The organism is Pseudomonas sp. AC355, from assembly GCF_979258205.1.
In genome coordinates this window covers 3318435-3332405 of the sequence record NZ_OZ409843.1, presented here as the reverse complement: position 1 = coordinate 3332405, position 13971 = coordinate 3318435, and the positions used below count along the sequence as shown (strand labels likewise).

At 61.2% G+C, this 13971-nt stretch carries 16 protein-coding genes; 6 read left to right on the top strand and 10 right to left on the bottom strand.

Annotated features, from left to right (window positions below; translation table 11 throughout):
• Positions 1 to 62: 62 nt before the first annotated feature.
• A complete protein-coding gene (locus ACZ0AI_RS15755; protein ID WP_463562678.1) occupies positions 63 to 1208 on the top strand; it encodes a PilT/PilU family type 4a pilus ATPase in 1146 nt (381 codons plus the stop codon).
• A gap of 52 nt (positions 1209 to 1260) precedes the next feature.
• Here ACZ0AI_RS15755 and ACZ0AI_RS15750 read toward each other — a convergent pair whose 3' ends face one another.
• Both ACZ0AI_RS15750 and ACZ0AI_RS15745 read right to left on the bottom strand, forming a co-directional pair.
• Entirely contained in the window at positions 1261 to 2118 is an 858-nt protein-coding gene (locus ACZ0AI_RS15750; RefSeq protein ID WP_463562677.1) for a TIGR03915 family putative DNA repair protein, read from the bottom strand.
• Positions 2118 to 3329: a putative DNA modification/repair radical SAM protein gene (locus ACZ0AI_RS15745; protein WP_463562676.1), complete on the bottom strand. Its 1212-nt coding sequence runs from the start codon at positions 3327 to 3329 to the stop codon at positions 2118 to 2120. Before ACZ0AI_RS15745 ends, ACZ0AI_RS15750 begins: the two co-directional genes overlap by 1 nt.
• 140 nt (positions 3330 to 3469) lie before the next feature.
• On the opposite strand from ACZ0AI_RS15745, the gene ACZ0AI_RS15740 reads away from it, so the two are divergent.
• Positions 3470 to 3868 carry an NINE protein gene (locus ACZ0AI_RS15740; RefSeq protein ID WP_463562675.1) on the top strand — a complete coding sequence of 133 codons (399 nt, stop codon included), beginning with the start codon at positions 3470 to 3472 and terminating at the stop codon, positions 3866 to 3868.
• A gap of 147 nt (positions 3869 to 4015) precedes the next feature.
• On the opposite strand, the gene ACZ0AI_RS15735 is transcribed toward ACZ0AI_RS15740, so the two are convergent.
• From ACZ0AI_RS15735 to gshB, 8 genes are all read right to left on the bottom strand, one after another.
• The gene (locus ACZ0AI_RS15735; RefSeq protein WP_463562674.1) at positions 4016 to 4258 is read right to left on the bottom strand and encodes a helix-hairpin-helix domain-containing protein; all 243 of its coding nucleotides are present in this window, start codon (positions 4256 to 4258) and stop codon (positions 4016 to 4018) included.
• A gap of 42 nt (positions 4259 to 4300) precedes the next feature.
• On the bottom strand, positions 4301 to 5572 hold the full coding sequence (locus ACZ0AI_RS15730) for a dihydroorotase (RefSeq protein WP_463562673.1): 1272 nt from the start codon (positions 5570 to 5572) through the stop codon (positions 4301 to 4303).
• Positions 5572 to 6576: an aspartate carbamoyltransferase catalytic subunit gene (locus ACZ0AI_RS15725; RefSeq protein ID WP_463562672.1), complete on the bottom strand. Its 1005-nt coding sequence runs from the start codon at positions 6574 to 6576 to the stop codon at positions 5572 to 5574. Before ACZ0AI_RS15725 ends, ACZ0AI_RS15730 begins: the two co-directional genes overlap by 1 nt.
• On the bottom strand, positions 6573 to 7094 hold the full coding sequence (pyrR, locus tag ACZ0AI_RS15720; protein WP_463562671.1) for a bifunctional pyr operon transcriptional regulator/uracil phosphoribosyltransferase PyrR: 522 nt from the start codon (positions 7092 to 7094) through the stop codon (positions 6573 to 6575). Before pyrR ends, ACZ0AI_RS15725 begins: the two co-directional genes overlap by 4 nt.
• A 28-nt stretch (positions 7095 to 7122) precedes the next feature.
• A complete protein-coding gene (gene ruvX, locus ACZ0AI_RS15715) occupies positions 7123 to 7566 on the bottom strand; it encodes a Holliday junction resolvase RuvX (protein ID WP_463562670.1) in 444 nt (147 codons plus the stop codon).
• Positions 7566 to 8135, bottom strand: coding sequence for a YqgE/AlgH family protein (locus tag ACZ0AI_RS15710; protein WP_463562669.1), 570 nt, complete (start codon positions 8133 to 8135; stop codon positions 7566 to 7568). The genes ruvX and ACZ0AI_RS15710 overlap by 1 nt, the downstream gene beginning before the upstream one ends.
• Positions 8136 to 8206: 71 nt before the next feature.
• Positions 8207 to 9103, bottom strand: a complete 897-nt coding sequence (locus ACZ0AI_RS15705; protein WP_463562668.1) for an energy transducer TonB — start codon at positions 9101 to 9103, stop codon at positions 8207 to 8209.
• Between the two features lie 105 nt (positions 9104 to 9208).
• Positions 9209 to 10171, bottom strand: a complete 963-nt coding sequence (gshB, locus tag ACZ0AI_RS15700) for a glutathione synthase (protein WP_463562667.1) — start codon at positions 10169 to 10171, stop codon at positions 9209 to 9211.
• A 228-nt stretch (positions 10172 to 10399) separates the two neighbouring features.
• Between gshB and pilG the strand changes: the two genes are divergently transcribed.
• The 4 genes from pilG (at position 10400) to ACZ0AI_RS15680 (ending at position 13934) form a co-directional block, all read left to right on the top strand.
• A complete protein-coding gene (gene pilG, locus ACZ0AI_RS15695; protein ID WP_225837490.1) occupies positions 10400 to 10807 on the top strand; it encodes a twitching motility response regulator PilG in 408 nt (135 codons plus the stop codon).
• A 48-nt stretch (positions 10808 to 10855) separates the two neighbouring features.
• Entirely contained in the window at positions 10856 to 11221 is a 366-nt protein-coding gene (gene pilH, locus ACZ0AI_RS15690) for a twitching motility response regulator PilH (RefSeq protein ID WP_225837492.1), read from the top strand.
• A 42-nt stretch (positions 11222 to 11263) separates the two neighbouring features.
• Entirely contained in the window at positions 11264 to 11800 is a 537-nt protein-coding gene (locus ACZ0AI_RS15685; RefSeq protein WP_463562666.1) for a chemotaxis protein CheW, read from the top strand.
• A gap of 85 nt (positions 11801 to 11885) precedes the next feature.
• A complete protein-coding gene (locus tag ACZ0AI_RS15680; protein WP_463566156.1) occupies positions 11886 to 13934 on the top strand; it encodes a methyl-accepting chemotaxis protein in 2049 nt (682 codons plus the stop codon).
• Positions 13935 to 13971 lie beyond the last annotated feature (37 nt).

The following is a 13971-nucleotide window of genomic DNA, read 5'->3' as shown; positions in this document are numbered from 1 at the left end:
GGTCACCGGCGAACCCTCGCCCGGTAGCTGAACGTCGCTCCAGCGCATGTAGGTAGGCACCCATGGAATTCGAAAAACTGTTGCGCCTGATGGTCGAAAAAGGCGGGTCCGATCTGTTCATCACCGCTGGCGTGCCGCCGTCGATGAAGGTCAACGGCAAGATCATGCCCGTGACCAAGACGCCGCTGACCCCGGAAATGACCCGTGAAACCGTGCACTCGGTGATGACCGAGCAGCAGCGCTTGTACTTCGCCGAGAACCACGAGTGCAACTTCGCGATCAGCGCCCGGGGCATCGGCCGCTTCCGCGTCAGTGCCTTCTACCAGCGCAACCTGGCTGGCATGGTGCTGCGTCGTATCGAGACCAACATCCCGACACTGGATGACCTCAAGCTGCCGGAAGTTCTCAAGAAATTGGCAATGACCAAGCGCGGCCTGGTGCTGTTCGTCGGCGCCACGGGTACCGGTAAATCCACCTCGCTGGCGGCGATGATCGGCTACCGCAACAAGAACAGCAGTGGCCATATCATCTCCATCGAAGACCCGATCGAGTACATCCACCAGCACCAGAACTGCATCGTGACCCAGCGTGAAGTGGGTATCGACACCGATTCCTTCGAAGTGGCGCTGAAGAACACTCTGCGCCAGGCGCCGGATGTGATTCTGATCGGTGAGGTGCGCACCCGAGAAACCATGGATCATGCCGTAGCCTTCGCCGAGACCGGTCACCTGTGCCTGGCCACACTGCACGCCAACAACGCCAACCAGGCGCTGGATCGGATCATCAACTTCTTCCCGGCGAACCGGCAGAATCAGGTGTGGATGGATCTGTCGCTGAACCTCAAGGCCATCGTCGCCCAGCAACTGATTCCCACGCCGGATGGCAAAGGTCGTCGTGCGGTGATCGAGGTGTTGATCAATACCCCGCTGGCTGCCGACCTGATCCGCAAGGGCGATGTGCACGAACTGAAGGCGCTGATGAAGCGTTCTTCCGAGCTGGGCATGCAGACCTTCGACCAGGCGCTGTACAACCTCTACAGCCAGGGCGAGATCACCTATGAGGATGCCTTGTTGTACGCCGACTCGGCGAACGACCTGCGCCTGATGATCAAACTGGGCTCGGAAACCGATGGCGAGCATTTGACCAACATGTCCCAAGGGCTGTCCCTGGAAGTCACTGACGAGAATCCGGGGCAGCGCTTCCGCTGATCAGCACGTAATCTGCCGGGCTGCTGGATAGGTCGCTCGGAGCCACGCAGGCTCACTGCCGAACCGGCAGTACCTGCTCGGCGTCAGCCTGGATACGCTTTCCAGGCTTGACCGCAACAGCCAGGGCCTGCCCATCGGCCTGGGCGCCTGCCCGGGCCTGGCTCATCAACCTGGGAATCAGCGGGCCTTCTGGCAGATTTCGCCAGAAGCGCACCGGCATATTGGTTTCCAGCACGCTGCGATTGAGCCGCGCCGGGTTGAAGGTGCTGCCGTAATACGCCAGCCACATCGCTTCGTTGCGATCATCGGTACCCTGCGCCAGTTGCTGCCATTCGGGTGGGCAGGGGGTGGTGTAATGCAGGTTTTCACCATCCCAATACACGCCATCGTCGGGTGTCGCGATCAGCCAGGTTTGCCGACCCAAGCGTTCGGCGAAGTGCATGCTGGCACTGGCCAGGATGTCATGCGCGGGCTCGTGCCAGGCCACCAGTTGCGGGCCTCCGGCCGTTGCATCGCGCGGCTTGAAGCGCAGAAACGCATGCAGATGGTGAGCCTCACGGCGCACGGCCTTGAGGCGCCCATGCAGTTCGCTACCGTCGATATCTCCGGCCAGCATGGCGGCCTGATCGCCTGCGGCAACGCGCCAGAGAATGCGATAGAGCAGTGCCCAGCGCCGCGCACAGCGAAAGCGCGCGGCACTTTCCAGCTGATCGAGCAGGGTACGCGGCACGCGCACCGGGCGATCACGGCCCATGGGCTGTTGCGGCTCATCCAGTTGGCCGAAAAGATCCTGATTCTCCTGGCTGTCCTGCACCCAGCTCAACTGGTGTGGGGCCAGTCCACGGCGCAGTTGGCTACGCGCGGCCTCGCGCCAACCGGCGAAGCTGCCATCGAAACAAACCTGATACATCACCACAGCCCCATCTGCCGGGGTGCCTCGCTCAGTTGCTGGCGCAGCAGCAAGGATTCGCGGGTGGCCTGAGCGGGGCGGTAATCCTGGGTGACGATGAAGGGTTTGGCTTTCTCCAGAGCACAGCGCAGGCGGCCAACATCCTCGAAGCGGATACGTTTTTGCTGACGCAGGGCGATCAGGCGTTGGGCACTGAGCACGCCAATGCCGGGTATGCGGGCGATCAGGGACACATCGGCGCGATTCAGGTCGACGGGAAAGTGTTGGCGGTTGTTCAGCGCCCAGGCCAGTTTGGGGTCGATATCAAGAGCCAGATTGCCGGGGCCATCGAGTAACTCTGATGCCTTGAAGCCGTAACCGCGCATCAGAAAGTCCGCCTGATACAAGCGGTGCTCGCGCAGTAGCGGCGGCGCCTCGAAGGGCACGCTCTTGGGGCTTTGTGGGATAGGGCTGAACGCCGAGTAATAAACGCGTTTGAGGCGAAAGTCGCCATACAGCGACTGGGCGGTGTGCAGAATGGTGCTGTCGTCGGTGGCATCGGCCCCTACGATCATCTGCGTGCTCTGCCCGGCGGGTGCGAATGCTGGCGCGCGCTTTTCGCTGTCCGCCTCCTCGACGCCGTCGCGAATGGTGCCCATGGCCAGCTTGATTGGCGCCACGCTTTTCTCCGGCGCGAGGCGGATCAGGCTGCTTTCGGTAGGGAGCTCGATATTGACGCTGAGGCGGTCGGCGTAGCGACCCGCTTCGGCGATCAGCTCCGGCGATGCATCGGGAATGGTCTTGAGATGGATATAGCCGCGAAATTCGTGTTCTTCGCGCAGTAGCTTGGCGACCCGCACCAGTTGCTCCATGGTGTAGTCGGCCGAGCGGATGATCCCGGAGCTGAGAAACAGCCCGCTGATGCAGTTGCGTCGGTAGAAATCCAGGGTCAGCGTGACCACTTCCTCGGGCGTGAAGCGTGCGCGCGGCACGTCGCTGGAACGACGATTGACGCAGTACTGGCAGTCGTACAGGCAGAAATTGGTCAGCAGCACCTTGAGCAGGGCGACGCAACGGCCGTCCGGTGTAAAGCTGTGGCAAATGCCCATGCCGTCCGTAGCGCCCATGCCGCTCTGGCCCTTGGAACTGCGCTTGGGCGCGCCGCTGCTGGCGCAGGAGACGTCGTATTTGGCAGCGTCGGCGAGTACCGTAAGCTTGTCGATCAGTTCCATGGGTAATGCTCGGTAACTGTATTTATATACAGTATTGGATAAGCTTACCTGACATGCAAGATCGTCTCGTCGCCGCATGGGGAGAACCTGCGGCGTGGTTATTGATCAAAGCGCTTGAGACATTATTCCTGGAGACCTCGATGCAGCGTCCTGACACCCACAGCAAGATCATCGGCTATCTGTTATGGATTTTCGGTTTCCTCGGCGCGCACCGTTTTTATTACGGCAAGCCGGTCACCGGCACCATCTGGTTTTTCACCCTGGGTTTGTTGTTCGTTGGCTGGATTATCGACCTGTTGCTGATTCCGGCCATGGATCGTGAAGCGGATCTGCGTTTCACCGCCGGCAAGACAGACTTCAACATCGCCTGGATTTTGCTGACGTTCCTCGGCATCTTCGGCGTGCACCGCATGTACCAAGGCAAGTGGATCACCGGCATCCTGTATCTGTTCACCGGCGGGCTGTTTTTGGTCGGCGTTCTGTACGACTTCTGGACGTTGAATAACCAAGTGTCGATCAAGAATGCGCGCGAGGGCTAGGCCAAGCCACAAGCTTCAAGTCGTAGCCTGGGGCGGGGCGCGCAGGTGAACACCGTCAGCATATTGATGGGGTTCAGGATGGGAAGGTGCGGTGCCAGTCTGTTGCGCGGTAAGCGATGGGGGGAGTTGGCGATTTCGTCCTGCGCCTCAATCGTGCGCGGATACCTGTGCCAGGTCGATGATCGCCTGAATGGCGTTGCGCGCTTGTGGGCTGTTGTGCCAGCAGGTCGAGCCCATCATTCGCGAGATTTGTAAGGTCAGATCGGCGGCCTGCTGCTCACGCAGTTCGGCAAGTGAGGAGAAACCGATCTGCTCCAGGCGGCCGATCACGGTGGCGCCAACGCCCTTGAGCGCCAGCATGCTGGCGCGTTCTGCTTCATTGAACGGCATATCTCCTCCTGAGGTATGGCTACCGTCCTAGGTGCGAGCCAATCAGCTCTGGTAGCTGATATGCCCATCGACCAGCGTGTAACGCACCTGGCCGGGCAGGCAGTGGCCGAGGAAGGGGCTGTTGCAGCCTTTGGAGTACCAGCTCTCGCCAGCGACGGTGGAGGCCTGGGCATCGAACAGCAGAATATCCGCCGCCCCGCCGACCTGCAGTTGGCCGGCCGGCAGGCGCAGCGCCTCGGCCTGCTCACTGCTCAGACGGGCGAGCAGGGTGGGCAGATCGAGGAGGCCGTCTTGCACCAGTGTCATGGCCAGCGGCAACAGCAACTGAACGCCACTCATGCCAGGCTCGGTCTCGCCGAAGGGCGCTAGCTTGGCGTCGCGCTCATGGGGCTGGTGATGGCTGGAGATGGCGCTGATCACTCCACTCTTCACCGCTTCACGCAGGCCATCGCGGTCGGCGCGGGTGCGCAGTGGCGGTTGCACGTGGTAGAGGCTCGAGAAGTCGATCAGCGCTTCGTCGGTGAGGATCAACTGATAAAGCGCCACGTCAGCAGTGACCGGCAGGCCGCGTGCCTGAGCGTCGGCGATCAGTTGTGCGCCACGTGCACTGGTGAGTTGGCTGAAATGGGCGCGTACACCGCTCTGCTCGACCAGCAGCAGATCACGAGCCAGGGCCACCGTTTCGGCGGTTTCCGGAATCCCCGACAGGCCGAGAAAGCTGGCGATGGCGCCTTCGTGGGCCAGGCCGCCTTCGGCGAGGTCGTGATCCTGGGAGTGGATAACCACCGTGAGGTCGAAGGTCGCCGCGTATTCCAGCGCGCGACGCAGCGTGCGCGCGTTGCGGAAGTTGTTCAGGCCGTTGCCGAACGCCACGCAGCCGGCGTCACGCAAGGCGACCAGTTCGGCGAGTTGTTCGCCATCGAGGCCCTTGCTCAGTGCACCGATGGGAAACACCTTGGTGTGGCCGGCTTCACGGGCGCGGTCGAGGATCAGTTCGGCGACCGCTGATGTGTCCAGCACCGGTTTGGTGATGGGCGGGCAACACAGACTGGTAACCCCGCCGGCAGCGGCGGCCAGGGTTTCGCTGGCGATGCTGCCTTTGCGGCTATAGCCGGGCTCGCGCAGGGCGACGGACAGATCTACCAGGCCGGGCGCGGCGATCAGCCCCTGGGCATCCAGTGTCTGATCGGCTTCGAAACCGCCTGGTGCCTGGCCGATGGCGCTCAGCTTACCGCCTTCTATATAGAGATCCGCGACCTGATCGAGGCCGCTGCTCGGGTCGATGACGCGGGCGCCGAGGATACGAGTACGCATCAGTTGTGCTCCTCGGAGTCGAGTTGTCGTTGCGTGTTCTGGCCGCTCATGGCCATGGACAGTACGGCCATGCGGATGGCGATACCGTAGGTGACCTGATTGAGGATTACTGACCGTTCGCCGTCGGCCACTGCGGATTCGATCTCCACGCCGCGGTTGATTGGCCCCGGGTGCATGACGATGGCATCCGGTTTGGCCAGTTTGAGGCGTTGCTCGGTGAGGCCGAACAGGCGATAGAACTCGCCCTCGCTAGGCAGCAGGCCGCCGGTCATGCGCTCGCGCTGCAGGCGCAGCATGATCACCACGTCGACATCCTTGAGGCCTTCGGTCATGTCGCTGTAGACCTTCACGCCGTATTGCTCGATGCCCACGGGCAGCAGGGTTTTTGGCGCGATCACGCGGATGTCCGGGCAGCCGAGGGTTTTCAGCGCCAGCATGTTGGAGCGCGCCACCCGCGAATGCAGGATATCGCCGACGATGGCCACCGAGAGGTTCTCGAAGCCGCCCTTGTGGCGGCGGATGGTCAGCATGTCGAGCATGCCCTGAGTCGGGTGCGCGTGGCGGCCGTCGCCACCGTTGATAATCGCCAGGTTGGGGCACACGTGCTCGGCGATGAAGTGCGCGGCGCCGGAGTCACCGTGGCGCACCACGAAGATGTCGGCGGCCATGGCTTCCAGGTTGCGCAGGGTATCGAACAGCGTTTCGCCCTTGCTGGTCGAACTGGTCGACACGTTGAGGCTGATCACGTCGGCCGACAGGCGCTGGGCAGCCAATTCGAAGGTGGTGCGGGTGCGCGTGGAGTTCTCGAAGAACACGTTGCACACGGTCTTGCCGCGCAGTAGCGGGACTTTCTTTACCGCACGGGCGCCGACCTCGAGAAACGAGTCCGCAGTATCGAGAATTTCTGTCAGCAGCTCGCGGGGCAGGCCATCGAGGGACAGAAAGTGGCGCAGTTGGCCTTGGTCGTTTAGTTGCAGCGGGCGCTTGGCATCGAGTGGGGTCATTGCGGACGGCCTGGGTCAGAAAGCGTCTGGAGTTCGAGGGTGAAAGGCGCGGGGCCGGACAATTTTACCCGCTGATCAGGCGCCAGCGACAGCGTCGCGCCGACCACATCCGGGCGGATTGGCAGTTCGCGGGCATCCAGGTCGAGCAGGCTGACCAGGGTCACGCTGGCCGGGCGGCCGTAATCGAACAGCTCGTTAAGGGCGGCACGGATGGTGCGCCCGCTCATCAGCACGTCGTCGATCAGCACCAGGTGTTGGCCTTCGATCTCGAACGGCAGCTCGGAGGGCTGAACCTGCGGGTGCAGGCCGTTCTGGGTGAAATCGTCGCGGTAGAAGGAGACGTCGAGGATGCCCAGCGGCTCGTCACGGCCCAGCTCTTCCAGTAACGCCTGAGCGACCCATACGCCGCCGGTGCGGATACCGATGAAGCGTGGCGTGGCGATCTGCCGCCGGTTCAGGTGATCGATCAGCGAGGACGCCATCTGCGGCAGCAGTTCGGCGGGGTTGGGTAGACTCATCGAAAAGCTCCTTGTGGCCTTGGCTGATTCAGCTCGGGCTATTTTCTTCCAGCCAGCCCTGCAACAACAGGGCTGCGGCTAGGGCGTCAACCGGGCGCTGGCGGTAGCTGCCAGTCTGGCCCTGTTGCAGGCGTTCGCCCTTGGCGGCGTAAGTGGTCAGGCGTTCGTCGTGGGTAAAAACCGGCAGGTTGAAGCGCCCGTTCAGGCGGCGGGCGAACTTCTCGGCGCGCTCGCTCATCTCGCTGGGTGTGCCGTCCATGTTCAGCGGCAGGCCGACGACCAAGGCATCAGGCTGCCATTCGCGCATCAGCGCTTCGACCTTCTGCCAATCCGGCACGCCATTCTGCGCCCTGAGGATGCACAGCTCGCGGGCCGAACCGGTGATCGGCTGGCCCACGGCGACGCCAATCTGCTTACTGCCGTAATCGAAACCGAGCAGCAGGCGCAGCGGTTTGCTGCTCGTCTCGGCCATCAGGCGTGCCCCGCCTGGGCGGTGAGCAAGTTGAGATCCACACCTAGCAGCGCGGCGGCGGCGCCAAGGCGCTTGTCGTAAGGTGTTTCGAAGAGGATCGCTTGATCGGCTGGGCAGGTCAGCCACGCATTGTCGGCCAACTCTTCCTCCAGTTGTCCCGCGCCCCAACCGGCATAGCCGAGGGCTATAAGGTGCTTGGCCGGGCCTTCGCCCTGAGCGATGGCGAACAACACATCCTGAGATGTCGACAAGCCGAGGTCGCCCAGATCGAGGGTCGCCTGGAATTGTGGGCCGCTGGGGTGCAGCACGAAGCCGCGGTCTGTCTGCACTGGGCCGCCACGGAAGATCGGCAGGCTCTGGCAGAGCACGGAAGGCTCGCTGTCGGGGCGCAACTGCTCAAGCACATCGGCCAGGTTCAAGCCGTTGGGACGGTTGATCACCAATCCCATGGCGCCCTGGTCGTTGTGCTCGATCAGATAGATGACAGTTTGCGCGAAATTCGGATCGGCCATGTGTGGCATGGCGATCAGAAAGTGATGTTTGAGGATGCTCGGGCTGGCGTCTTTCATGGCCGCTAGCTTAAAGCTTGCGGCCGGGGTCGCATAGCCAAAAAGCACCTTCGGGTGATGGGCGTACGCGGTCAGTTGCTTGACAGGCGGTCGCCGCGCTCGAAGCGCCAGGTGCGGATGATTTCCAGGCGATCGATGTCGGCCAGGTCGCCGGTGAAGGGGGCGTAAGGCGCGGCCAGGCGGACGATACGCATGGCGGCCTGGTCGAGTACCTGTTGGCCGGACGATTCCAGTACCAGTACTTCATAGAGGCTACCGTCGCGGTTGATCGATACCAGCAGTCTCAGGCTGCCGTGAATCTGCTGGCGTCGCGCATCGTCCGGATAATTGAGGTTGCCAACGCGCTCGACCTTCTTGCGCCATTCGTCCTTGTACCAGGCGCCCTTGTCGCGCATGGTCGACGCAGCGTTGATACGGTGGATCTTCGGCCGTTTGGCATACTGCTGCACCTCGTTGGACAGCTCTGCCTCCAGGCTGGCGATTTCGGCAGAGAGTTGAGCGCTGTCGAAGGCGTGCGCAGTCGGTGCTGGCGGTGTGGGTTTGCTTTCCTCGCGTTTTGCGGGTGCTTTTTGGGGCTGGGGTGCTTTGGTGGTGACGACCGCCTTTGGCGCTTGCGGCTCGACTGCGGGCGGTGGCGGAGCGGCCGCAGGCGTTACTTTGCGTACTTCGGTGTCCTGGAACTGCGCCTGTTCGGTAGTGGTGGGCGCTGCCTTTTTCTCCAGGGTGCCGCTGCCCTGCTGGTTATCCTGGGCGAGGAAGTCTGCCTCCTTGGGCTTTTCATCGCTTTTGAAGGTGGACAGGGTGATTTCCAGGGTTTTGCTGATCTGCCCAGGTTCGATGAAGGTAAAGCCCACGCCGAGGATCAGCGCAGCATGCAGCACCGCCGCGAGGAACAGGGTAAACCCCAGGCGATCCGCCGGGCGAACGCCGGAGGGTGTGATATCGGGTGGGGTGTTTGTTGCGTTCATCGCGATTCTGTCAGTTCAGGGGCTGTTAACGTTTCGGCGCGGTCGTGCTGAAACGTCAGCAGACCCTAGGTTGCCGCGCAGTCTGCCGAGGCGTCTGATAAAAGTCTATGAAGCACTCCGCGCATTGAGCTTTTCGGCAATCTTGTCCATCAACTGTTCGCCAATGCGTGTACCGAAGGCGGCATCGATCTCGCGGATACAGGTCGGACTGGTGACGTTGATTTCGGTGAGGCGGTCGCCGATCACGTCCAGACCGACGAATAGCAGACCACGCTCACGCAAGCTGGGGCCGACTGCCGCGGCGATTTCGCGGTCGCTATCGGTCAGTGGACGAGCTTCGCCACGGCCGCCTGCAGCCAGGTTGCCACGGGTTTCGCCGCTGGCAGGAATACGCGCCAGGCAATAAGGCACCGGCTCACCGTCTATCATCAGAATGCGCTTGTCACCGTCGAGAATGGCCGGCAGGTAGCGCTGCGCCATGATCTGCTGACTGCCGTGGGCGGTCAGGGCTTCGAGGATCACTGACAGGTTAGGGTCGCCTTCGCGGTGACGAAAGATCATCGAACCGCCCATGCCATCGAGGGGTTTGAGAATGATGTCACGGTGCTGCTGCGCAAAATCGCGGATAATGTCGGGTCTTCGGCTGACAATCGTTTCCGGCGTGAGCGTCGGAAACCGGGTGGCGAAGTATTTCTCGTTGCAGTCGCGCAGGCTCTGAGGTCGGTTGACGATCAGCGTGCCGGCTTCTTCGGCCTGCTCGAGCAGGTAGGTGGAATAAACGAATTCGTTATCAAAGGGCGGATCCTTGCGCATCAGGATCACATCCAGCTCGGCCAGCGGTAGATCCTGCTCTTCGCCGAGCTCGAACCAGCGTTGCGGATCGGCGAATACCTGAAGGGGGCGTGTACGGCCCCGGGCAATACCCGCGGCCTGGTAGAGATCCTTCTGCTCCATATAGAAGAGGCTCCAGCCGCGAGCCTGGGCAGCCAGCAACATGGCCAGCGAGCTGTCCTTCTTGTAGGAAATCTGCGTGATGGGATCCATGACGATGCCGAGGCGAACGCTCATTGAGGTGTCTCCGTGAAGGGCGGTGAAAAAGCAGCCGCAGAGGTAAAGGGATGGCGCCAAGGTTGGCGCTGACCGGGCCCGGCGGTCAAGGAAAACCGGGCTGATAGCTTGCATGGGGAGAGTGTGCTAAAAAGGCCCTGCGATAGGCCGGGCCCATTGGTTTCAGGGCCTCGGGCACACTGTATATGGCGTAACACAACGACTCACCGAAGTGGTGGCAGGGCAGACATGGAACAGCATTCCGAAGGTTTGAGGGTGATGGTGATCGACGATTCGAAAACGATTCGTCGTACAGCGGAAACCTTGCTGAAAAAGGTGGGTTGTGAGGTGATCACGGCGGTGGACGGCTTCGATGCTCTGGCGAAGATTGCCGACACCCATCCGAACATCATTTTCGTCGACATCATGATGCCGCGTCTCGATGGCTATCAGACCTGTGCCCTGATCAAGAACAACAGTGCCTTCAAGTCCACGCCAGTTATCATGCTGTCGTCCAAGGACGGCCTGTTCGACAAGGCCAAGGGGCGAATTGTTGGTTCTGATCAATATCTGACCAAGCCTTTCAGCAAGGAAGAGTTGCTCGGCGCAATCAAGACCCATGTGCCGAATTTCTCACCGGTCGAACAAGCATCGTGATGTCCGGCTGACGCCAAAACGCCTCTTCTTCATGTATTGGGAAACATCATGGCTCGAATTCTGATTGTTGATGACTCGCCGACCGAAATGTACAAGCTGACCGCCATGCTGGAAAAGCACGGGCATCAGGTACTCAAGGCCGAAAATGGTGCCGATGGTGTTGCTCTGGCGCGCCAGGAAAAGCCTGACGCAGTGCTGATGGACATCGTCATGCCTGGGCTCAACGGTTTTCAAGCGACTCGGCAACTGACCAAGGATGCCGAGACCAGCCACATTCCGGTGGTCATCATCACCACTAAAGATCAGGAAACCGACAAGGTCTGGGGCAAACGCCAAGGCGCCAAGGATTACCTGACCAAGCCGGTAGATGAAGCTACTCTGCTGAAAACCCTGAACGCGGTGCTGGCCGGCTGAGGCCGGGCAGCACGGCGGCATAAAAAGAAGGTCACGGCAGGCATGTCAGAGACACGCACCCCTTTTCAGATTCTTCTCGGTATCGAGCAGCGCTGCCGTACGGTTGCGGCTGGTTTGCCATCGCAAAAGATCGCGGTGCAGACCTGGAGTGGTATTGGTTTTCGTATGGGCGAACGTCTGTTTGTCGCACCGATGGGGGAGGTCGGTGAGGTGCTGCACGAGCCGCGACATACCTTGCTACCGGGCGTGAAGAGCTGGGTCAAGGGCGTGGCCAACGTGCGTGGGCGATTGCTGCCGGTGATGGATCTGTGCGGTTTCTTCGGCAGTGAGCTGTCACCGCTGCGCAAGCAACGACGGGTATTGGTGGTCGACCATCAGGACATCTTCGCCGGCCTAACGGTCGATGAGGTGTTCGGTATGCAGCATTTCGCGGTGGATACCTTCTCCGAGCAGCTGCCACCGCTCGAGTCGGCCATTCAGCCGTTCATTCATGGTGTGTTTCAGCGCGAGCAGCCCTGGCTGGTGTTCAGCCCTCACGCGCTGGCACAGGCTCCAGAGTTTATCGACGTTGCGTTTTGAGAGCTTTTCGGTGGGGGCGGCTTAGCCAGCCTTCTGACGTTATATGGAATTCGAAGTGCGGTAGGGCCCAGGCGGGGGTCAGATAATGAAAAAAGTAGTCTCAAACAATGTGCTGGCGGGGACACGTGTTGGCGCACTCGTGGCGGGGCTGTTCGTCGCCCTGATCATCTCGATCGTGATGCTGTTCGCCAACTTTGCGTACGTTAATACGCAGAGTAACTACGATACCGAGTACATCGGTCACGCGGGTGAGCTGCGCGTGCTGTCTCAGCGTATCGCCAAGAACGCCACCGAAGCTGCCACGGGTACACCCGCCGCTTTCGCATTGCTGCGCGATGCGCGTAACGACTTCGAGCAACGTTGGTCTTACCTGACCGACGGCAATGCGCAAAGTGGTCTGCCGGCAGCGCCTGCAGCGGTTCAGGAACAAATGGCTGCCGTGCAGCAGGACTGGGACGGTTTGCGTCAGAACGCCGATGCCATCCTGACCAGCGAGCAGACCGTTCTGTCGCTGCACCAGGTTGCCGCCACGCTGGCGGAAACCATCCCTCAGTTGCAGGTCGAGTACGAAGAGGTTGTCGACATCCTGCTGGAAAGTGGTGCCCCGGCTGCCCAGGTTTCGGTGGCACAGCGTCAGTCGTTGTTAGCCGAGCGGATTCTCGGTTCGGTGAATAAAGTGCTGGCCGGTGATCAGGATTCGGTACAGGCCGCCGACATGTTCGGTCGTGATGCCAGCCTGTTCGGCCGTGTACTCAGCGCCATGCAGGAAGGTAACGCGGCGATGGAAATCGCCAAGGTGAGCGACCAGGAAGCCCTCGAGCGCTTGGCGGAAATTTCCGAGCTGTTCGAATTCGTTTCCGGTTCCGTGGACGAGATTCTGGAAACCTCGCCAGAGCTGTTTCAGGTTCGTGAATCGGCCAACACCATCTTCACCCTGTCGCAAACCCTGTTGGATAAGGCATCCACGCTGTCCGAAGGCTTCGAAGGCCTGGCGGGCAGTCGCTCTCTGAACACTGTCGCCGGCTACGTACTGGGTGCCCTGGCCCTGGGCTCGATTCTGATCATCGGTTTGGTGATGGTGCGTGAGACCAACCGCCGTCTCGCCGAAACCGCCGAGAAGAACGAACGTAACCAGACTGCGATTCTGCGTCTGCTCGATGAGATCGCCGACCTCGCCGACGGCGACTTGACGGTAGCCGCGACGGTAACCGAAGACTTCACCGGTGCCATCGCCGACTCCATCAACTACTCCATCGACCAGTTGCGTGACCTGGTAGCCACGATCAACCTGACCGCCGTTCAGGTAGCGGGCGCTGCCCAGGAAACTCAGGCTACGGCCATGCACCTGGCCGAGGCTTCCGAGCACCAGGCTCAGGAAATCGCCGGTGCTTCCGCGGCGATCAACGAAATGGCCGTGTCGATTGACCAAGTATCGGCGAACGCCTCGGAGTCCTCCGCGGTAGCGGAACGTTCCGTAGCCATCGCCAACAAGGGCAACGAAGTCGTACACAACACCATCACCGGCATGGATAACATCCGTGAGCAGATCCAGGACACCTCGAAGCGGATCAAACGCCTCGGTGAATCGTCCCAGGAGATCGGTGACATCGTAAGCCTCATCAACGACATCGCCGACCAGACCAACATCCTCGCACTGAACGCCGCGATCCAGGCCTCCATGGCCGGTGATGCAGGCCGAGGCTTCGCCGTGGTAGCGGACGAGGTACAGCGCCTCGCAGAACGTTCGTCGGGCGCGACCAAGCAGATCGAGGCGTTGGTAAAGACCATTCAGACCGACACCAACGAAGCCGTTATCTCCATGGAGCAGACCACCTCCGAAGTGGTACGTGGTGCTCGACTGGCACAGGATGCGGGTGTGGCACTGGAAGAGATCGAGAAGGTATCCAAGACCCTCGCGGCGCTCATCCAGAACATTTCCAACGCTGCACGTCAGCAGGCGTCGTCCGCTGGCCACATCTCCAACACCATGAACGTGATTCAGGAGATCACCTCGCAGACGTCGTCCGGTACCACGGCCACCGCCAAGAGCATTGGTAACCTGGCCAAGATGGCCAGTGAGATGCGTAACTCGGTATCCGGCTTCACCCTGCCACAAGACGGCGAGCAGGCCTGATCGACTGCCGGGCGGCGCATTGAACGATGCGCTGCGC